Source organism: Mycobacterium sp. IS-2888 (assembly GCF_001954215.1).
Taxonomy (GTDB): Bacteria; Actinomycetota; Actinomycetes; order Mycobacteriales; family Mycobacteriaceae; genus Mycobacterium.
In genome coordinates, this window is the sequence record NZ_MBET01000090.1 from 46665 (window position 1) to 65160 (window position 18496).

Here is an 18496-nt window from a genome sequence, read left to right on the forward strand (position 1 = left end):
GTTGTGGAAAAAGGCCGTTGCCACTAGGGCCAGCAGCACAATTGCCGGACCAACCCCCACGCCATAGCTAAACAATCCGTCCATTTTCCCCTCCTGACTGTCGCCAGGGTAATAGTCCGCCGGCCACGCCGTCCCGGGATTGGCGAAGATCACAGACTCGGGTTCGAAGCCGTCAGGACCGGGGCGATATGCGCCGCGCGACCTCGCCGTATCGCTCGAAGCGCTCGGGATCGGCGAGGGCGTTGTAGAGGACGATGCGGGTGGCGATTCCTTGGTACTTGTCGACCAGTGCGTCGGCCAGGCCGTCCCACGTCGACTCGGTGGCGAAGGCGGCAATGTGTTCGTCGCTGATCTGCGCTGCCATGCCTTTGAAGTCGCCGGCCTTCTGCTTTTCGCGGATCCGCGCGGTCGTCCCCTCGAATCCCGCCTCGTCCATGATGAACGCGTAGTTGGGTGTGCTTGCGTAGAAGCTCAGGCTGGCTCGCACGAGTTCGCGTTCGGTGTGGCGTGCTTCGTCGGTGTCGCCGACGATCGTGATGACCGGCACGATGACCGCGATGTCCGACGGCGTGCGCCCCGAATTGGCAGCCCCCGCAGCGATGTTCGGCGTTGCGTGGCGCGCGAGATATCCGGGCTCGCCGAGCGGATGGATGTGCACACCGTCGGCCACCTCGCCCGCCATGCGCAGCATCCACGGGTTCACCGCGGCGATGTCGACTTTGGGATCGGGCGCGTCGATGGGTCCCGGGCTCCACTGCGGGGTGATGAAGTCCAGCTCGTAGAAGTCCCCGTGGTGGTCCAATGTCGCCGACCGGAAGGCGGTGAAGCATGCTTTCACGGCGAGCACGTAGTCGCGCAGGCGCGGGCCGGGGCGATCGAAGGGCATCCCGTAGCGGCGCACCACGTGTCTGCGAACCTGCGTGCCAAGGCCCAGCCGAAACTTGCCGTTGGTCGCCTCCTGGAGTTCCCACGCGGTCGCCGCGGTGACGAACGGGCTGCGCGGAAAGGCGACCGCAACGCCGGTCGAGAGTTCGAGGCCGGGCGCGGCCTGCGAGGCAACCGCGGCGTTGAGGTAGGCGGTGCGCCCCGTTTCGGTGAAAAGAAGACCAGAAAACCCCGAGGCCTGCGTGCGTCGGGCAATGTCGGCGATCTGCCCCAACGGCTGCGGAACGGCCATCACGTCGACCTGCATTGTCGAAAGGTACCTCCCTGCGATCGCGGGTGTGCCCGCGCACTATTCACTCCACCGCGACACGCTGGTTGACGTGCATGCGAGGATCACCTGATGGCCCCCCCGCTCACCCTGAACATCGAGCGTGGCCCCGATGGGACGCCGCGGCTGATTGCGACGGGCGAGATCGATCTCAGCAACATCAGTCAGTTCATCCATGCGCTCGACGCCGCCAGCGCGGGGACTCGCAACCCAATCACCGTCGATCTCAGCACGATCAAGTACCTCGACAGCAGGGCCATCAACGCGCTATTCGATCAAGCCGACAAGGTCGACGGCCTGCATGTCATCGTGCATCCCCTGCTGGTTCGCGTCCTCACCATCAGCGGTCTCAACAAGGTTGCGACCGTCGAAGCCGCGCCGTCGCCCTAGGCCAAATGTGCGCTGGCGTCGTGCAATTCGTCGCGGTGCAGATTCATCGGCGTGACGGCGGGGACGTCGCCGCCGGCGATCACCGCCCGGGCGATCGGCGTGAGCGCCCGAAACAGGGCCTCCACCTGGTCGTCGCTCAGCGCATCCAGCGCCGACAGCGCGAGCGCGTCGGTGCTCGTTTCGATGTGGTCCTTCAACTGCCGGCCCGCCGCGGTCAGCGATCCGTCGCCATCGAGCAGGCCCCGCTCGGCGAGCCGCTGCTCCTGCTGGCGCCACGCGTCCTCGTCGTAGTCGCGGGTGCGGGCGATGTAGTCACGGGGGACTTTGCCAGCCGCGGCGTGCAACACGTTGGATTCCCGACCGGAGATGCCCGCCGCGGCCAGCACGGCCACGTGGCCGTCGCCGCGCTGCTCGCGCAACAGCGTCGTCGCGTGCCATAGCGCCGCCAGCGGATCGTCGGGCCACGGCAGCGCCAGGTTCGCGGCGAACAGCGGCCGCCCGTCGACAGGGGCCTGGCGGGCCGCCTTTGCCGCCAATTCGGCTGCGGTGCGGACGTTTTCGTCTACGGTGATGCCGTAGCGACTCAGCGCCGCAACCGCGGATTCCTGCCGGGCGTGCAGCGCGGCTTGCGGACCGGCGATCTGCCATGCCGCCGGCAGGGCCTTCGCGACGCGCTCGGGCGCGAAGTTGTAGAAGGTCGCGGTCACCACCTCTGTCGGCACGATGCCCAGCGGCGCGGACCGGGCGGCGAAGTAGCCCATCCAGAAGCCGCGGTAACCCAGCCCGTCCAGCGCCGCCCGCGCCTCCGGCGCAAAGTACGTCACCGCGTGCACGGGCTCGAATCGGTCGTAAAAGCGTCGGGCCAGTCGCGGTTCTCTGGGCATCGCGGGCTACAACCCCTTGGGCGCGTCGCGAACCGCTTGGACCGCGGCCGCATCGCCCGCGAAGTCGACTCGCGCCTGGCGCCCGACGGCGAACAACAGCAGCTCCTCTGGTGCGCCGGTGACCGTAACGGCCGGGCCCCGCCCGGCGGTCAGCACCGTCTTGCCCTCCGGGGTGCGCAATGCGATGCGGCCGGGAACCTTCGCCAGCGTTAGCCGGGCCATCAGCGGCAGGGTGCGACGCAGTTTGGAGACCAGAGCCGGCGCGAGCGTGCGCGGCTCCCAGCCCGGCTGCGCGCGCCGCACATCCTCGTGGTGGATGAACATCTCCGCGACGTTGGCCACCGGATCGAGCAGTTTGAGCGGCGAGTAGACCGGCGGGCCGGATGCGACCTTGTCCAGCAGCTCCTCCCAGTCGCTGCGTTGCACCACGTCCTTTTGCACCTTGTCGGTGCGGGTGGCGAAGAGCGGGATGACGATGCCGGGCGCGGCGTCGAGGCGGTATTCGCGGATCACCAGATGGGCGGCCAGGTCCCGGGTGGTCCAGCCTTCGCAGAGGGTGGGCGCCTCGGGCCCGACGCTGCGCATGGTTTCGACGAGGGCGGCACGTTCGCGTTGAGCAACCGACACCTTGTCAGCCTAGAGGCTGGCCTGATCGGCGGAAGTGCCTCAGCGGTCCTTTGTGACGACGGCCGAATTGTGGTTGGGGGCCCACGCGCGCTCGAACGTCGCGATCGGTATCCGCTCGTCGCGGCCGGTGTCGATCCCGCTGTCGTTGAGGTGCACCACACCGGCCTTGGTGTCGATGCCGGTTACCGCGACAAAGTGGTTGGCCAGGTCGCGCCTGCCCGGCCGGTTCCAGATGGTTTCGGCGTTGAGGATCACGACGATCTTGCGCCTGTCGGCCAAAACCTGCTCCAGCGCATTGAGAGTGGTCTGGATGTTGTCGGCCCTGATCCAGTAGTGCCAGAACAGCGCCGGCAGGTTTCGGATATCGGTGTTGCCGGAGCGCCTCCAGATCGGTCCGCGACCCGCTGTGCTGGGGGTGGTTTCGGCTACCGCCGTGATCTGCCGCTCGGTGGGCTCACGGCCGGTGATCTCGCCAACCGCGTCGGCCACCGCCATCTCCCCGCAGTCCGAGGAATGTTGCTTGCGCCAATAGCGCGCTGCCGCGGCGGGGTCGCCGTACATCCCCAGCTCGTAGTTGGCGTCCGGGACGGACATGCCGGTTTCGGCATGCGCCGCGCCGGCCGATGCGACCCACGACACGGAGAGCGCCCCACACACCAGAGCGACGACGAGGCACGCGGCCGTCGCGATCGAGGCCCTCGTGGTGCGCGCCATGGATGGATCATCGACGGAGAACAGGCCAAAACGTCGCAGCGACTCGCGGGATTACCCGATGAGCTTGGTGAGCCAGGTCGCGTCCTGATAGTTGATCGCCTTGGTGCCGTCCCACACGAACGGCGTCCCCGTGGCGTTGAACCCGGCCAGTGTCGTGTCCCCGGCACCGGCCTTGGTTTTGGCGGTCGCGACGTCTTCGCCCGACTTGATGCAGTTGATCACGCTGGGGTCGACACCGACGGTTTTGGCCAGCTGGGCCAGTTCGCCGTCGGTGCGATCCTGCGCTGCGTTCTCCGCAGGCTGGAAGTTGCTCGCGAAAAGCCCAGTGTAGAAGGCGCTGTAGAGCTTCGGATCATTTTGCGCGGCAACGCAATACGTCGCCGCCACCGCCCGGGTCGAGTAGTCCTTACTGTGCGACCTGTCGTCGAGGAAGTTGAGCAGGTGATAGCGCACCGCGAGCTTCTTGTTGTTCACCGCACTGTCGATATCGCCCGCATTGGACCGGATGAAGCTGCCGCATGGCGGACAGATGGGCTCGTTGAAGATGTCGATCGTCGTCGATGCCGCAGAGCTGCCGACAAACACGCCGTCGTCGAGCACTCGCAACTCGACGGCGTCGGCCGGCTGCGGCGGGGGCGTCGGCGCGGGCGGGGACGCCTTCCGCCACGGAAGGGCGACCACGAGGACGACGCCGACGACCGCCACCGCGACGACGGCGGCGACGCCGACCCAGAGCCAGGGCTTGTAGCCGCGCTGAGGCGGTTGGCCCCACGGCGGGGTACCCGCGCCCAAATCGCCTGGCGCCCAGGCGGGCGCGCCTCCCCATCCCGTCGGCTGTGGCACCGGTCCGCCGGGACCGACCGGTGACCCCGTGGCCGACGCCCAGCCCGGGCCCGGGCCCGGTGGCGGTGCCGTCGGCGGTGCGTGGGTTGCGACCGCGGGCGGCGACGGCGCGACACTGCCGGGGGGTTGGCCGGCAAACGCGGCCGGGCGCGCGGCCAATTGGCTTCGCTGCAGGATGTCGGTCGCGCGATCCTGATCGGGCGTGGCCAGCGCCGCGTACGCGGCCGCCGACAGATCACCGCAGGTGGCATAGCGGTCCGCGGGCTCTTTGGCCATGCCGCAGGCGATCACGCTGTCAAAGGCGACCGGAATGCTCGGCCGCGCCGCACTGGGCCGCGGGATCGCCTGGTTCAGGTGTGCACCCATCACGCTGATCTGGTCGCCCCGATAGGGCGGCGACCCGGTCAGACACTCGTACAGCACACACGTCAGCGCGTAGATGTCGGCCCGGTAGGTCACGTCGGCGTCGGTAAACCGCTCGGGCGCCATGTATTTGAAGGTGCCTACGGTGGTGCCGAACTGCGTCAGCTTCTCGTCGGAGGTGGCGCTGGCGATACCGAAATCGACGAGGTAGGCGAAGTCATCCGCGCTCACCAGAATGTTCTCCGGCTTCACGTCGCGATGCAGCACTCCGGCGGCATGTGCGGCATCGAGCGCCGAGCCGATTTGGCGCACAATCGCCACCGCCCGCGGCGGGGACAGCGGCCCGTAGCGACTCAGCATGGTCGCCACGTCCATGCCGTCGATCAGCCGCATGTCCACGTAGAGCTGCCCGTCGATCTCGCCGAAGTCGTGGATCGGCACGACGTGGGGCTCCTGCAGGCGTCCCGCGGTCCGGGCCTCGCGTTGCATGCGTGAACGAAACACCGGATCGCTGGACAGGGTCGGTGACATCAGCTTCAGCGCCACGATCCGCTCCCGCACCGTGTCCTCGGCCTCGTAGACGTCGCCCATGCCGCCGCGACCGACCAGCCGCCGCAGCCGATACGGCCCGAACTCCGAACCCTCCCGCGGATCCGCGGTCGTGTCACTCATCGCCGACTCCTCACCCGCGGTGGCGTGCCAGGCATAAGGCTAATGGTTTGGGCAACCGGGGGGCACGGTGAATGCGGAGAATGGCAGCGTGCCGGATCAGCGGTGTTCTTCGCCGCCGGTTCTCCGTTCGCTGAGGCCTTCCCGGGACAGGGCCCGGACAAATCCGTAAGCGTGCATGCCGGCGGGGCCCGGATTTTGGGTGATCCAGTCGTTGATCTTTCCCAGCGCGTTGGCGAGATCATCGCGGCGGACCCGGACCAGGTAGGTCTTTCTGTCGTCGTTCGGATCGTCAGTGGCTTCCGCCACGGCGACGGGGTGCCGGAACGCGTACGCGATCCCGTGCACCGAGTCATGGTTGAGCGCCCAGTGAAGTTCGCTGGGCCGCAGTCGATTCACCGCCAGATTGCGGAAATCCTGCTCGTCGTTGGCACTGCTCACGCCGATGGCCCTCCTAGAACGCCCGCGAGAATTTCGGCGACGTGGACTGAAGGTGATGTCGCGCATGCGATTCGATGAAAGCTTCACCCCGGACCCCCTCATCATAGGAAGGTCCGCGGTTCGTCGCCTGTCGAGCGCGTCCGGCCGGTCAGCGGCCGAGAAGACGTCGTTTCAGCTCGAGGAATTCTTCTTCGGTCAGCACTCCCGAGTCGCGAAGCTCAGCCAGTTCCCGCAGCTCGGCGGCGATTCCCTTGACGACGCCGCCTCGTTCGAGCGACTCCGTGCCACTGGCAGGCGTTCTGGCGCCTTCCCGGCGACCCGTGCCGAGGGCCCCGCTGAGGGCTCGGCTGGCCGTCGCCCCGACGGCCATGTCGCCCAGCGGACTACCGGTACCAATGGTCAGCGCGGCGTTGGGTGCGGCACCTGCGCTGGCCGTCGGCAACCCGAGCGCGGCCGGCCGCACCGCCGGGGCGGCCTCGGCGGTCCAGCCCGCGGGCACCGACAGTGCGCCGATTTTGTTCGCCCCGCCCAGGGACGCCGACGCCGTCGTCCCCCCGGCGAGGTTGGTGATCACGGGGAACGGTGTCGGCGGCACCGGTGCGTTGCCCGGCCAGGGCTGGATGCCAGCCCAGCCACTGACGATCTCGTCGGTGTGGGTACCGGTCAGGGCACTCACAGTGTCGAAGGGCAGGGCCACCGTGCCGACGGTAAGTCCCGCCGCCCCGATTTCTGGGTCGACAAAGATTGAGCTCAGGCTGCCCAGGAGGTTGATCAGGGTCAGCAGCGACGGTGGGTCGGCCGCGGCCGGGGCGGCGAGGCCGGTCAGCGCGTTGGGCACCGCGGCCAGCGACGAAACGGTGCTTTGGACGCTCCCGGCGGCGGTGCCGGTGCTCTGGCCGACGGCGGCGGCCTGGTCGGCCAGCGCTGCCGGGCGGGTGGTTTGCGGTGGTTCGGTGAACGGCGAGAGCGTGGTCGCGGACGCCGACGAGAACGCGTAGGCGTACATCGCCGCGGCGTCCTGGGCCCACATCTCCGCATAGTCGGCCTCGGTGGTCGCGATGGCGGGGGTGTTCTGCCCGAAGAGGTTCGTGGCCACCAGCATTGCAAGCAAACTGCGGTTGGCCGCGATGGCCGGCGGGGGCACCGTGTCCGCGAACGCCGTCTCGTATGCGGCGGCCGCCATCTTGGCCTGGACGGAGGTCTGCTCGGCCTGCGCGGCGGTCGCGTCAATCCAGGCCGCGCTGGTGGCAGCGGCGGCTGCCATCGACGCGGCGGAGGGGCCCAGCCACGGGCCGGCGATCAATCCGGCCATCACCGATTGATACGCACCGGCCGCGGAACGCAGTTCGGCGGCCAGCGTGTCCCACGCAGCGGCGGCGGCCAGCATGGGGCCCGACCCAGCACCGGCATACATCCGCCCGGAATTGATTTCCGGTGGCAATGCCGCGAAGTCCATCGCTACACACCCTCCCGCAGGTCGCGCCGAAGCGGCCCTACGCCGCCGTGTCGTGCCCCGTTCGTGCCACGTTAATCGCAAGTTAATGTGATTTTTCCAGCGCCAACCGTATACCCACTGCCGCACACCCGATCTGGTCGAGTTCCCCCGGCGAATAGCCGTAAAGTGATTGACCATCTCATCTTCGGGGGTTGCGAGGAATCATGACCGAACGCATCGAGATCGATCGCATCATCCCGGCCACGGCGCCCGACATCTTCGCGCTGCTGTGTGACCCGCAGGGGCACGTCGCGATCGACTCATCGGGGATGCTGCAGGACGCCGAAGGCGACCCGGTGGCGGCCGTCGGCGACACCTTCGTGGTCCACATGGACCGCGAAGCGCTGAACGACTTCCCGCAGTTCGGCAAATACGACGTCACCGTCAGCATCACCGAGTTCGAGCGGGATCGGCTCATCGCGTGGACGGTGCTGGGCCAGATCAAGCCACCCATCGGCCATGTCTACGGCTACCGCCTCCAGCCGGCCGACGACGGGGCGGGCACCCTGGTCACCGCGTTTTACGACTGGTCGAACATCGATCAGAAGTGGCGCGACGCCGGAATCTTCCCGGTGTTGTCCGAGGGCGCGCTACGGGCGACGCTGGGCATTCTCGATCGCACGGTGCGCCGCGGTTATCAGGCCTCGTGACCCGGTGCTAAGTGCTGAACGTCGCTGAAGGACACCCACCGCTCGAGTTCGTGCGGAGGGCTGCCGTCAACTGGTTGCAGCAGGTGCCCGACGTGGTCGCCCAAAGAGAAACGATCGAGGATCTCGCCGACGAACCAGGCGGCCGCCTCGCCGAGGATGGGCATCTGCGCGGGACCGTGATGCCAGGAACAGCGGTCGAACTTGTTGACCTTGTCGCCCGTTTGGCTGCCGAACAGTTCGACCACGTCGAGATGCGCGCGGTCGAACACGTGCACCGCCAGGTGGGTGGCTTCGGCGGCCACCCGGAACGTGTGGTTCTGCGTTGACAGACCGACCAGAAACCGGGGCGGATGGATGCTGGCCTGACTGGCGAAGCCCACCAGGCATCCGGCCGCGACGCCACCGGCCTGCGTGGTGACGACGAACATCGGATAGTTCAGCAGCGCAACCAATTTCTCGAACGCTTGCGTCCCAACCACGCGCTCAGTGTTCCCGCTCAGACCGCACCGGAATCGCATGGTTGTTTTGGCGCACTCCGCGATACATGCCCCAGCGAACGATCCACGGCATCACCACCCGATCGACCGACCATGACGGGAAGCGGAATGCATTGCCGGTGGGGAAGAACACCTCCAGCCCGTTGGGCTGGATACCGAACAGCGATCCCCACCGCCGCCCGGGCGTGCGAAAGGTGCGCAGCTTTCGACCGGTGAATTCGGCGCGGATGTTGTGGGCCACCAAGGCATCCCCACGATTGCGGGCGGAGCTGCGCAGCGGGTCGGTAGCCGCGACGTCGCCGACCGCGAAGACGCCGCGATGGCCGGGCACGCGCAGGTCGGGTGTCACCCGCACGAACCCGTGTTCGTCGAGCAGTTCCGCCGGCAGCCAGTCGGTGTTGGGTTGAACCCGGCCTATCGCCCACAGCACCGCGTCGGCGCGAGCCGGGGGTTGTCCCGTGCTCCAGCTGACCGGTTCGCCGGTGATCTCGTCGCCCGCGAATCCCTCCGGGATCACGGCGCGGTGCCCGGGGTGCACGCCCACGCCGAGGTCGGTCAGCCTACCTCGGATGCGCTGCCAAATCCCCGGGTGGTACGCGACCAACGCGCGCTCTCCAGGGAAATAGAGGTCAATCCGCTTGGCGGGCCACGTGGTTGCCATGTTGGCGGCACTGCTGACCGCGGCCGCGCCGCCGCCCACGATGATCACCGAGTTGGCCGCCGCCAGCCGGTCGTGTGCGGCGCGCAGGCCGGCGCCGATCTCGGCGGCCGACTGCAGTGTCGGCTGCCGCCAGAAGCCGTTGGCGACTCCGGTCGAGATGACCAGCGCGTCGTATGCCTCCGTGATGGTGGTGCCATCGTCGCGCCGCCCACGGACCAATCGGGCGGCCAGGTCTACGCCCGTCAGCGTTGCGTGAACGGTCCGGACCCCGTCCAGCCGGCGGAATCTGTCGAACGGAATCCAGTAGTCGCGGGCCCAGTCGTGGGGACGGGCCAGGCGTACGCCGAGTTCCTGGCCGCTGACCAACGCTGGTTTGACCGAGATCCCGACGACGTCGGCGTGGCCGGCCAGGCGGATCGCGGTCAGCAGACCAACGTCTCCCAATCCCGCTACGACGACGCGTTTACGGTTCACGCCGTATCACGTAGGAATCCATGGGAGCCTCCTTACGCGAAGTCGGCAAACTGTAACACGTTCTAGCAGCGTGCACGGCCGGCAAAACGATGGTTCACTATGCCCATCAGCAAAACGGATGCCCGGACCCTCATCGCGACACGCGGTGCCGCGGTGGTCGTTTGCCTCGCCATCGCCACCGTCGCCGCCCTCGCAGCGTGCGCCTCGCGCACGTCCTCGACCTCGTCGTCCACCAGCGCCGCACAGTCCCTTGCCACCAGCAGCGCGGCGTCCCCGGCTGCCGAGGGAGCGCCCAGCAACTCGCCGTCGACCCCGCAGCCGACCATCGGCCCTGGCGTGTACGGCGACCCGGGTGCGGCGGTGAAGTTTTGGCGCGCGCAGTCAAAGGAAGACAACTGTGGGCTGATGGCGGTGTCTTACATAGTCGGTGAGCGCACCGGTAACCAGCCGAGCGAGCAAGAGATGATCACGCTGGCGCAGAGCACGCCGTCGAGCGTCAACCCGGGGACGATGATCTATGCGGCCTCGAACGATCCGAGCCATGAGGGCGCCAATGGCGGTGTCTCCGTTGAGGATTTGGTCGTGCTGCTTGACCACTTCGGCATCAAATCGGCGATGACCTATGGCGACCAGACCAGTATGGAGCAGCTGCAGCAGTATCTCGGTGGCGGCCGCAAGGTCATCGCCTGGGTGAATTCCACGATCATCGGCGACCAAACCGGAAACGGCACCGACCAGCGCACCAAGGCCGATCACTACGTCGAAATCACCGCGATCGACACGAACAAGGAAATCGTTCACCTCAGCGACCCCGGCGTCGATCACGCCGACGAGCAAATCCCCGTCGCCACGTTCACGAGCGCATGGCAGACAGGGCAGGACACGATCGTCGCCACCGCGCCGCCCGCCTGAGCGCGCCGCGGCGCCAGTGCCCGGACGCTACGGTGGAGCGGATGTCGGAGTCGAGTAAGCCCAAACGCCAACCCGTGCGCGGCGCGCTGCGCGCCTCGATGAGTGCATCGCCCGCCCATCGCGTGGCCGCCGAACGGGCCGCCGAAGACCTCGGCAAGGGTCCGTGGTCGGCGTTGCGGTCCGAGGTTCGCTGGGCGTTCACCCCGCCGCGCATCTGGCTGTCGGGGGTGCTGGCCAACCTGTTGCTCGCCGTGGCGTGGTTGGTGGTGCAGCACCTGACCGCGCCCACCCACCACCACACCCACTCCCACTACCATCACGCCGGTTTTTACCATCACCATCACTTCGACTGGGTCGTCCTGATCAGCACCTACTTCGCCTCGTTCGTCCTGGCCGACGTCACCACGACCAACCTGCTCGGCGCCGACCACCACCGCGTCGCAAAGGGTTTGTCGGACGGGGTGTCGTTTTGGCGGGTGCTGCTGATCAAGAACCTGGCCCTGATTGTGATCGTGGGCCTGCCGACTTTGGCGATGGCGATGGCGTTGACATTGTGGAAGCAAACGCCGGCGCAACTGGCAGTCACGATTCCCAATGTTGCGGTGCCCATCATCACCTGGTTGGGCGTGGGCAACCTGATCTCCGTGCTGTTCCCGGTGGGCGCCGAGCCGTTGCTGCAGCGGTGGGAGGATCGCCGCGACTGGCGGCGCACCGGCGCCTGGATTTTCGCGCTGGCGCTGCCCTATGCGGTGTACTACCTCGCCGACCCGATGGGCGGAATCGAACACAAAGTGTTGTGGACACAGGTCCCCGCGGCGATCGGGCCGGTGTTCGGGCGCGACACCAAAAGCTTCGTGCATCTCGGCATCGCCCTGGCGGTCTGGGCGGCGGGAACCGTGTTGGCCGTGCTGTGGGTCCGCAAGCGCGGACTGCACATCAGGTGAGTCAGCCCGCGGGCGTGATTCCCGAGCTGGAGATCGTGAAGCCGCGGCCCGACGCGACCGTGCACGTGATTCCGCTGACCTCCGACCGGCAGCTGAACGGGCCGATGCCGGCGGTTTGGCCGTAGGGGAGCGTTGCCTGGCCCAATCCCGGGTTGCCCAAACAGGTTTCACCCGTGCAGACCGTGAACGCGCCGGTGGGATCCATGCGCACGGAGTGGTGCGGCGACATGGTCTGGCAATAGGCCTCGTCGGGCATGCCGGCGCCGCGTTGGTAATCGATCTCGCAGCTGATGTTGTGCGACGGGGAATAGAAGGCGCACACGTCGGCTAAACAGATCGGGTCGTCGGCGGCGGCAGCGGGGATTCCCGCACAGCAGCCCGTCGCGACGATCCCGGCGAGCGTGATCTTCACTGCGGTAGGCGTGATGTTGCTCATGCGGTGTCGGTGTGCAGCCGCACCATGCGCGTCGTGCTGCTCTCGTCGAGGTCGACGAGATCGCTTCGCGAGCGCAGGAAGTCGCTGAATGACTTGAACCCCAAGGACTTCTCGCTGAACGACGGGTCCATCCGTTTCATCTGGGCCTTGACCGCCGAGTTATGCAGCCAGTCGGCGTCGTCCTTCTCCTGGCCGATGCGCAGCGCGCGCTCGAGCAGTCCGGTGGCGGCGGCTTGCGGGTCGGCGGGCGCCGGTTCGTCGTCGGGCTCGGACGCGTTGGTCTTTCGGCCGCGCCTGCCGTTCTTCGGGGCCGACGCGGCGACGGTCGGTATCCCGGGGAGCGCGTCGTAGGTGACGAACTCGTCGCAGGCGGCGGCCAGCGAGCGGCTGCTGGCGCCCGCCACGCCGATGCCGACGACGTAGCGGCCCAAGCGTTTGCAGCGCTGGGCGAGGGCGATGTAGTCCGAGTCGCCGCCGACGATGACCACGTGGGTCAGGTCGGGAAGCCGGAACATGTCTTCGACGGCGTCGACGGCCAGCCGGATGTCGGCGCCGTTCTTGCCGTAGGCGGCAGCGGGGAACAGTTGGACCAGATCGACCGCGCGGCCCACGAGCTGGCCGTGGTAGGCGGCGTTGACGTCGGCGGACCAGTCCGCGTACGCGCGGGTGAGCACGAGAGTGCCGAACGACGAGGCGAAGTCGATCACCGCGCCGATGTCGACGGCCGCGAGCTCGAGACGCTCCTTGTCCAGCCCTTTGGCTTTGTCGCGCTGAAATGAGTTGCGCCCGTGCACCTGGTCGTACCGCGAGATCACGATGTTGTCGAAGTCGAGGTAGACCGCAACGCGGGTGGGGCCGGAGTCGGTCATGGTGCCAGCGAACCATACGGATCAACTTGGGTGAAGCCGCCATCATCGCTGGTGTCCCGGCCAGCGGTCAGTGTCGCGCAAAGTTCCGTTCTGTGTTGTTAACCTGGCGGCGTGGACTCCGAGACGGATCCTGCCAGCGAGAACCCGACGAAGGCGGCACTCGCCGCTACCAGTTGGGCACTGCTGGGCATGATGTCCTACGAGGAGGAAGTCTCTGGCTATGACCTCAAAAAGTGGATCGATTGGAGCGTCGACCTCTATTACTGGAGCCCGTCGTACAGCCAGATCTACACAGAGTTAAAGAAGCTCGAGGGCCTGGGACTGGTGACATCCCGCGTCGAACGCGACGAGGGTACCCGCAGCCGTCGGCTCTACAAGATCACCCCGGCCGGGATGGAAGCCGTCACCGACTGGACCAACGACGCGCCCGTGGACCCGCCGGTGCTCAAGCACAGCGTGTTGCTGCGGGTGACGTTCGGGCATCTCAGTAACCCAGCTCGGCTCAAGGAGTTGCTGCAGGAGCACGTGGCGTACGCGGAATCCCGGCATCGCAAAGCGATCGAGGATGCCGAAGGGGCCGAGGCGGAACCCGCCTGGGCGTATTCGGTGATCGCCTTGCGTTGGGCGGCGAAATACTATGCGGCAGAGCGTGAGTTCGCACTGGAACTGATGAAGGACATCGACGAGGCCGACGCCATCATCGCGAAGGCCGCAAAGGGTGGTTTCGGAAGACCCCGCCCTACGCCTGGCTACTGGCGTGAGGTCGAGAAGCAGGTCGAGGCCAAGCGCGCGGCGGACTAGCCGATCCGAAGTGTCCCGCTCACTGAGATGAGCCCTCGCTAGCGGTTCGCCCGGCCCGGAACCTAGCGAGTACATTTGCAACAACGGAGGACCGATGGCTGCAAGCTGGGACACGATCGATCGCTACGTCGTCATCTCGACGGACACCCACGCCGGGGCGGATCTCCATGACTACAGGCAGTATCTGCCCGCCCGCTTGCACGACGACTTTGATGCCTGGGCCAAGGAATACGTCAGCCCCTTCGACGACCTGATCATCGCAACTGCAGACCGAAACTGGGATCACGATCTCCGGATCGCCGAGATGGACGCCGACGGGGTAGCCGCCGAGGTGCTATTACCGAACACGGTCCCGCCGTTCTTTCCGACCACTCCCAACATCACCATCAGCCTGCCCCGGACCCGCGACGATCTCGAGAAGCGGTGGGCCGGAGTGCAGGCCCACAATCGCTGGCAGATCGACTTCTGTTCGCTGGCCCCCGACCGTCGCCGCGGGTTGATTCAGATCTTTCCCAACGATGTCGAGCTGGCTTTGGAGGAGATCCGCTGGGGAGCGGAGCAGGACTGTTTCGGCGGCGTGCTCATCCCCCCGGTTTCCCCCGGTGACCCTCAGGTCGCCCCGCTCTTCCACACCCGCTACGAGCCGATCTGGGCACTGTGCACCGAGCTGGACCTGACAGTGGTGCAGCATGCGGGAGCCGGTAGCCCCGAGATGCCGATGGACCAGCCAGCGTCTAACGCGGTCCTGATCACCGAGATGGCGCTGTGGGCCCAACGCACGCTTGGCCACCTGATCCTGGCCGGGGTTTTCGAGCGGTACCCGACGCTGCGGTTCGTGCCGACGGAGCAGGGCACGTTGTGGGTTCCTCCGCAACTGGCGATGCTCGACGCCATGGTGCCCACCATGAAATCCGAGGCTCACAACCGCACCTACGGGATGTTCGGCGGGTCGTCGGTCGACGCACTGACCATGACCCCGAGCGAATACGCCAAGCGCAACTGCTACCTGGCCAGCGAGCTGGCACCGTTTGACTCCGCGATGATCGACTTCATGGGGGCTGACCACATCATGTGGGGCAGCGACTATCCCCACGAGGAGGGCTTCGCGCCCCAGTCCAAGCTGGCCATCCGCTGGGCGTTGCACGACAGGTCCGAGGACGACTGCCGAAAGATCCTGGGCGGCAACGCGGGACGCCTCTACCGCTTCGACCTCGACGCGCTGGTACAGGTTGCCGCCAAGATCGGTCCGACCGTCAACGAGGTGCACTCGCCGCTGGAGGACACCGGCTACCGTGCGCCGGCCGCGTTCGGGTACCGGCCGTTCGAAGGCGGGCTGGCCCTGAAGCGTCTGGCCCCGGAGCGCAATTAGCAGTACAACTATCCGGCGGCGTCCCGGGCTGCGATGTAGCCGTACACCAGCCCCTGCGCGATGGTCGCGCCCGCGCCTGGATAGGTCGTGCCGAACGCATTGGCTGCGGTGTTGCCGATCGCATACAGCCCGGCGATGACGCCGCCGTCCTCGCGCAGCACCCGCGCGCGCTCGTCTGCTCTCAGGCCGCCGCAGGTACCCAGATCGGACAGCACCATCTTCACGGCGTAGAACGGGCCTTTGATCAACGGACGCAGGTTGGGGTTCGGCTTGATCGTCGGGTCGCCGTAGTAGCGGTCGTAGGCGCTGCGGCCCCGACCGAAGTCGGGATCCGCACCGGCAGCGGCGTTTTGGTTGAAGCGAGTCATCGTCTGGAAGAATTCCGATACCGACACACCCATCTGCTCGCCCAAGGCGCTGAAGTTGTCGGCGCGCACCGCGATGCCGGCGTCGTACCACGCCTGCGGAATCCGCATCCGCGGAAAGAGCACGGCACCAAAGACATAACTGTTGCGGTATTGCTGATCGAAGATGATCCACATCGTTTCGACCGGGCTTCCGGTCCGTTCCAACTCGAGCAACCGCTGGCCGAAGGACATGTAGTCCGCCGACTCGTTGGCGAACCGGTGGCCGTTCTGGTCCACGATCAGACAGCCCGGCAGTGACCGCTCGGCCAGCATCACGGCGGGTGCCTTACCGGGCAGCGGCGCGACGGCGGGGAACCACCATGCCTGATCCATCAGATCGAGGTCCGCGCCCAATTCTTGTCCCGCCCGGATCCCGTCGCCGGTGTTGGTGTTCGCGCCCAGGCTCACGTTGGCGCCCAACGACTCCGACTGGAATTTCCACCGCATATCCATGGCGTGGTCGAAACCACCGGTAGCCAGCACCACGCCACGCCGGGCGGTGATGGTCACCTCGCGTCCGTCATGGTCCACGACAGCGCCGGTCACGCGGTCGCCGTCACCGGTGAGACGCAGCAGCGCGGTGTCGGTCCACACGGCGATACCGGCGCCCAGCACACCCGCGAACAGCCCGGCCATCAGGCCCTGGCCGCCGGCGGCATAACGCCGGCCGAGCAGCCGCCCGCCGACGCCTTGCGTCAGTCGCTTGCCGAACGTCGGAATGCCCTTGTGCGGTACGCGTGCAACCAGGTTCATCCAGCGGTAGTCGGCGCCCGTCGTGGGAATCGGGACACTCGATTCCATCACGCCGGGCTGTAGCCGGGCGCGGTACTCGCCGAGAACCGAGGTATCGAAGGGGCGGCATTCGCAGGTGCGGCCTGCCGCGCTGCCGCCGGGCTCCTCGGGGTGGTAGTCGGAGTAGTCCCGAGCCCAAAACAGTCGTAGGGGGGTCGTTCGGCGCAGCATTTCGACCGTTGCGGACACGTGCGCTAAAAACTCGGACGAACGCTGCCGGGACGCCGATCCTGCGACCACCGAATCCAGGTAGGCACTGGCGCGCTCCGTGGTGTCGTCGGCGCCGGCCTCCCGCAGCACGGGGCAGGCGGGGAGCCAGAGAGCACCACCGGACCGCGCCGTCGAGCCACCCACGTAGCAGGACTTTTCCACGATCAGAACGGACAGCCCGAGTTCATGGGCCGCCAGCGCTGCGGCCATGCCCGTGCCTGAGCCGACAATTAAGAGATCGACGGTTGTGTCGGCCACCGGAAGTCCCGCAGGGATGGTCGTGCCGTGCGCAGTCACGGGGAGAACGGTAGGCCGGGGCGGCGCGACGCAGGAAGAGCCGTCCTGATGAGTGGAACAAGCGGCTGCCACGGGTCGGGCCGGGGGAGTTAGATCATGGCGATGACGTCGCAGACTGAGGCCGACCCGGTTCGGCTTATTGAAGCGCACGCCGCGCCGACCCGGTTCGCCCGCGGCTGGCACTGCCTGGGCCTGATCAGAAATTTCGGTGACGGCAAGCCGCACGCGATCAACGCGTTCGGCCACAAGCTTGTCGTCTTCCGGGGCGGCGACGGCAAGATCAGTGTGCTCGATGGTTACTGCCGGCACATGGGCGGTGATCTCTCGCAGGGCGAGGTCAAGGGCAACGAGATCGCGTGTCCGTTCCACGACTGGCGTTGGGGCGGCGACGGCCGCTGCAAGCAGGTGCCCTACAGCAGGCGCGCACCAAAACTGGCCCGCACACAAGCGTGGACCACGCTTGAGCAGGACGGCATGTTGTTCGTCTGGAACGACCCCGAGCGCAAACCGCCGCCGCCGGAAGTCGCCATCCCGCGCATCGAGGGCGCCACCAGCGACGACTGGACCGACTGGCACTGGTACACCACGGTCGTGCATAGCAACTGTCGCGAAATCATCGACAACGTAGTGGATATGGCGCACTTCTTCTACATCCACGGCTCGTTGCCCACGCATTTCAAGAACATCTTCGAGGGGCACGTGGCGACGCAGTACATGAACGGCGGGAGCCGACCCGATCTGGGGAGCGCCGAAGGGGCGCAGATGCTTGGTACCACCTCCGTTGCGTCCTACTACGGCCCGTCCTTCATGATCGACGACCTGACCTATCACTATCAGCACGGCGATGCCAAGACGATCCTGATCAATTGTCATTATCCGATTGACTCGAATTCTTTTGTGCTGCAATACGGCATCATCGTGAAGAAAACGGACACGTTGCCCGGCGATCAGGCCACGGAGGCGGCGATCAGTCTCGGCGACTTCGTGAAGCTGGGCTTCGAGCAGGATGTTGAGATCTGGCGGCACAAGGCGCGCATCGACAACCCGCTGCTGGTCGAGGAGGACGGCCCGGTTTACCAGCTGCGGCGTTGGTATCAGCAGTTCTACGTCGACGTCGCCGATGTGCAACCAGATATGGTGGACCGCTTCGAGTTTGAGCTGGACACCACCCGACCCTACGAGGCATGGATGAAAGAGATCGAGGCCAACATGGCGGCGCAGGGAGCCGGTTCGATCTGATGAGGCTTGATCCGTCTGTCCAGCACGACAATCGCCTCGACGAAATGCCAATGATGCCAGTCGTGTGCCGCAGTTGCGGCGCGCGCGTGTCGGCCCGCAAGAGCAGTTGGAACCAGACCAATGTGCAGTGGAACGCCGAGGCGACGGCGCGTTGCGCCGAGCGTGCCGAAGCTCAGAAGATATCTGCGCACGGCCATGGTGTGTTCCTGGCGTGCTTAGCGCTAAGTGAGTCGATAACCGAGGCGGTGCGACACGGCGACTTAGCTATCGTGGATGAAATAGCAAGGGTGTCACTGTAA

The 18496-nt window shown here is 66.7% G+C and carries 20 protein-coding genes; 8 read left to right on the forward strand and 12 right to left on the reverse strand.

Annotation, left to right across the window (positions count from 1 at the left end; genetic code table 11):
• Positions 1-172: 172 nt before the first annotated feature.
• Positions 173-1192 (reverse strand): TIGR03617 family F420-dependent LLM class oxidoreductase, encoded by a 1020-nt coding sequence (locus A5745_RS16220; protein ID WP_076117296.1) that lies wholly within the window; start codon positions 1190-1192, stop codon positions 173-175.
• Between the two features lie 93 nt (positions 1193-1285).
• Here A5745_RS16220 and A5745_RS16225 point away from each other — a divergent pair, with 93 nt between their 5' ends.
• Positions 1286-1603 (forward strand): STAS domain-containing protein, encoded by a 318-nt coding sequence (locus A5745_RS16225; protein WP_076062141.1) that lies wholly within the window; start codon positions 1286-1288, stop codon positions 1601-1603.
• Here the strand turns inward: A5745_RS16225 and A5745_RS16230 are convergent.
• The 6 genes from A5745_RS16230 to A5745_RS16255 form a co-directional block, all read right to left on the reverse strand.
• A complete protein-coding gene (locus tag A5745_RS16230; RefSeq protein WP_076117298.1) occupies positions 1600-2487 on the reverse strand; it encodes a hypothetical protein in 888 nt (295 codons plus the stop codon). The genes A5745_RS16225 and A5745_RS16230 overlap by 4 nt on opposite strands.
• A gap of 6 nt (positions 2488-2493) precedes the next feature.
• On the reverse strand, positions 2494-3114 hold the full coding sequence (locus tag A5745_RS16235) for a TIGR03085 family metal-binding protein (RefSeq protein WP_076117300.1): 621 nt from the start codon (positions 3112-3114) through the stop codon (positions 2494-2496).
• A 39-nt stretch (positions 3115-3153) separates the two neighbouring features.
• Positions 3154-3828 (reverse strand): hypothetical protein, encoded by a 675-nt coding sequence (locus A5745_RS16240; protein WP_076117302.1) that lies wholly within the window; start codon positions 3826-3828, stop codon positions 3154-3156.
• Positions 3829-3879: 51 nt separating this feature from the next.
• A complete protein-coding gene (locus A5745_RS16245; protein ID WP_076117304.1) occupies positions 3880-5706 on the reverse strand; it encodes a serine/threonine protein kinase PknE in 1827 nt (608 codons plus the stop codon).
• A gap of 96 nt (positions 5707-5802) precedes the next feature.
• A complete protein-coding gene (locus A5745_RS16250) occupies positions 5803-6102 on the reverse strand; it encodes a hypothetical protein (RefSeq protein WP_369805029.1) in 300 nt (99 codons plus the stop codon).
• Positions 6103-6292: 190 nt separating this feature from the next.
• Positions 6293-7600, reverse strand: a complete 1308-nt coding sequence (locus tag A5745_RS16255; protein WP_076117306.1) for a PPE domain-containing protein — start codon at positions 7598-7600, stop codon at positions 6293-6295.
• Positions 7601-7803: 203 nt separating this feature from the next.
• Between A5745_RS16255 and A5745_RS16260 the strand changes: the two genes are divergently transcribed.
• Complete coding sequence (locus tag A5745_RS16260) at positions 7804-8289, forward strand: polyketide cyclase (RefSeq protein ID WP_076117308.1); 486 nt, start codon at positions 7804-7806, stop codon at positions 8287-8289.
• Here the strand turns inward: A5745_RS16260 and A5745_RS16265 are convergent.
• Positions 8277-8717, reverse strand: coding sequence for a flavin reductase family protein (locus tag A5745_RS16265; protein WP_254848605.1), 441 nt, complete (start codon positions 8715-8717; stop codon positions 8277-8279). The genes A5745_RS16260 and A5745_RS16265 overlap by 13 nt on opposite strands.
• Before the next feature lie 55 nt (positions 8718-8772).
• On the reverse strand, positions 8773-9921 hold the full coding sequence (locus A5745_RS16270) for an FAD-dependent oxidoreductase (protein WP_076117312.1): 1149 nt from the start codon (positions 9919-9921) through the stop codon (positions 8773-8775).
• Between the two features lie 99 nt (positions 9922-10020).
• On the opposite strand from A5745_RS16270, the gene A5745_RS16275 reads away from it, so the two are divergent.
• Together A5745_RS16275 and A5745_RS16280 are read left to right on the forward strand one after the other, a co-directional pair.
• Positions 10021-10833 (forward strand): C39 family peptidase, encoded by an 813-nt coding sequence (locus A5745_RS16275; RefSeq protein ID WP_083662951.1) that lies wholly within the window; start codon positions 10021-10023, stop codon positions 10831-10833.
• Positions 10834-10931: 98 nt separating this feature from the next.
• On the forward strand, positions 10932-11777 hold the full coding sequence (locus A5745_RS16280) for a hypothetical protein (protein ID WP_076062232.1): 846 nt from the start codon (positions 10932-10934) through the stop codon (positions 11775-11777).
• Between the two features lies 1 nt (position 11778).
• Here the strand turns inward: A5745_RS16280 and A5745_RS16285 are convergent, their stop codons facing one another.
• Both A5745_RS16285 and A5745_RS16290 read right to left on the reverse strand, forming a co-directional pair.
• Positions 11779-12213 (reverse strand): hypothetical protein, encoded by a 435-nt coding sequence (locus A5745_RS16285; protein ID WP_076062122.1) that lies wholly within the window; start codon positions 12211-12213, stop codon positions 11779-11781.
• The gene (locus A5745_RS16290) at positions 12210-13082 is read right to left on the reverse strand and encodes an NYN domain-containing protein (protein ID WP_076062120.1); all 873 of its coding nucleotides are present in this window, start codon (positions 13080-13082) and stop codon (positions 12210-12212) included. The genes A5745_RS16285 and A5745_RS16290 overlap by 4 nt, the downstream gene beginning before the upstream one ends.
• Before the next feature lie 111 nt (positions 13083-13193).
• On the opposite strand from A5745_RS16290, the gene A5745_RS16295 reads away from it, so the two are divergent.
• Entirely contained in the window at positions 13194-13883 is a 690-nt protein-coding gene (locus A5745_RS16295) for a PadR family transcriptional regulator (protein WP_076062118.1), read from the forward strand.
• Positions 13884-13977: 94 nt separating this feature from the next.
• Positions 13978-15252: an amidohydrolase family protein gene (locus tag A5745_RS16300; protein ID WP_076117314.1), complete on the forward strand. Its 1275-nt coding sequence runs from the start codon at positions 13978-13980 to the stop codon at positions 15250-15252.
• A gap of 8 nt (positions 15253-15260) precedes the next feature.
• Here the strand turns inward: A5745_RS16300 and A5745_RS16305 are convergent, their stop codons facing one another.
• A complete protein-coding gene (locus A5745_RS16305; RefSeq protein WP_076062114.1) occupies positions 15261-16958 on the reverse strand; it encodes a 3-ketosteroid-delta-1-dehydrogenase in 1698 nt (565 codons plus the stop codon).
• A gap of 102 nt (positions 16959-17060) precedes the next feature.
• Between A5745_RS16305 and A5745_RS16310 the strand changes: the two genes are divergently transcribed.
• The gene (locus tag A5745_RS16310) at positions 17061-18197 is read left to right on the forward strand and encodes a Rieske 2Fe-2S domain-containing protein (RefSeq protein WP_076117468.1); all 1137 of its coding nucleotides are present in this window, start codon (positions 17061-17063) and stop codon (positions 18195-18197) included.
• The gene (locus A5745_RS24890) at positions 18197-18496 is read left to right on the forward strand and encodes a ferredoxin (protein WP_076117317.1); all 300 of its coding nucleotides are present in this window, start codon (positions 18197-18199) and stop codon (positions 18494-18496) included. Before A5745_RS16310 ends, A5745_RS24890 begins: the two co-directional genes overlap by 1 nt.

Excerpts from the sequence above, each read along its gene's own strand:
- A5745_RS16285 (WP_076062122.1), bottom strand. The coding sequence starts at position 12,213 with ATGAGCAACATCACGCCTACCGCAGTGAAGATCACGCTCGCCGGGATC.
- A5745_RS16230 (WP_076117298.1), bottom strand. The coding sequence starts at position 2,487 with ATGCCCAGAGAACCGCGACTGGCCCGACGCTTTTACGACCGATTCGAG.
- A5745_RS16245 (WP_076117304.1), bottom strand. The coding sequence starts at position 5,706 with ATGAGTGACACGACCGCGGATCCGCGGGAGGGTTCGGAGTTCGGGCCG.
- A5745_RS16260 (WP_076117308.1), top strand. The coding sequence starts at position 7,804 with ATGACCGAACGCATCGAGATCGATCGCATCATCCCGGCCACGGCGCCC.
- A5745_RS16240 (WP_076117302.1), bottom strand. The coding sequence starts at position 3,828 with ATGGCGCGCACCACGAGGGCCTCGATCGCGACGGCCGCGTGCCTCGTC.
- A5745_RS16290 (WP_076062120.1), bottom strand. The coding sequence starts at position 13,082 with ATGACCGACTCCGGCCCCACCCGCGTTGCGGTCTACCTCGACTTCGAC.
- A5745_RS16265 (WP_254848605.1), bottom strand. The coding sequence starts at position 8,717 with ATGTTCGTCGTCACCACGCAGGCCGGTGGCGTCGCGGCCGGATGCCTG.
- A5745_RS16280 (WP_076062232.1), top strand. The coding sequence starts at position 10,932 with ATGAGTGCATCGCCCGCCCATCGCGTGGCCGCCGAACGGGCCGCCGAA.
- A5745_RS16310 (WP_076117468.1), top strand. The coding sequence starts at position 17,061 with ATGACGTCGCAGACTGAGGCCGACCCGGTTCGGCTTATTGAAGCGCAC.
- A5745_RS16225 (WP_076062141.1), top strand. The coding sequence starts at position 1,286 with ATGGCCCCCCCGCTCACCCTGAACATCGAGCGTGGCCCCGATGGGACG.
- A5745_RS16255 (WP_076117306.1), bottom strand. The coding sequence starts at position 7,600 with ATGGACTTCGCGGCATTGCCACCGGAAATCAATTCCGGGCGGATGTAT.
- A5745_RS16275 (WP_083662951.1), top strand. The coding sequence starts at position 10,021 with ATGCCCATCAGCAAAACGGATGCCCGGACCCTCATCGCGACACGCGGT.
- A5745_RS16300 (WP_076117314.1), top strand. The coding sequence starts at position 13,978 with ATGGCTGCAAGCTGGGACACGATCGATCGCTACGTCGTCATCTCGACG.
- A5745_RS16220 (WP_076117296.1), bottom strand. The coding sequence starts at position 1,192 with ATGCAGGTCGACGTGATGGCCGTTCCGCAGCCGTTGGGGCAGATCGCC.
- A5745_RS24890 (WP_076117317.1), top strand. The coding sequence starts at position 18,197 with ATGAGGCTTGATCCGTCTGTCCAGCACGACAATCGCCTCGACGAAATG.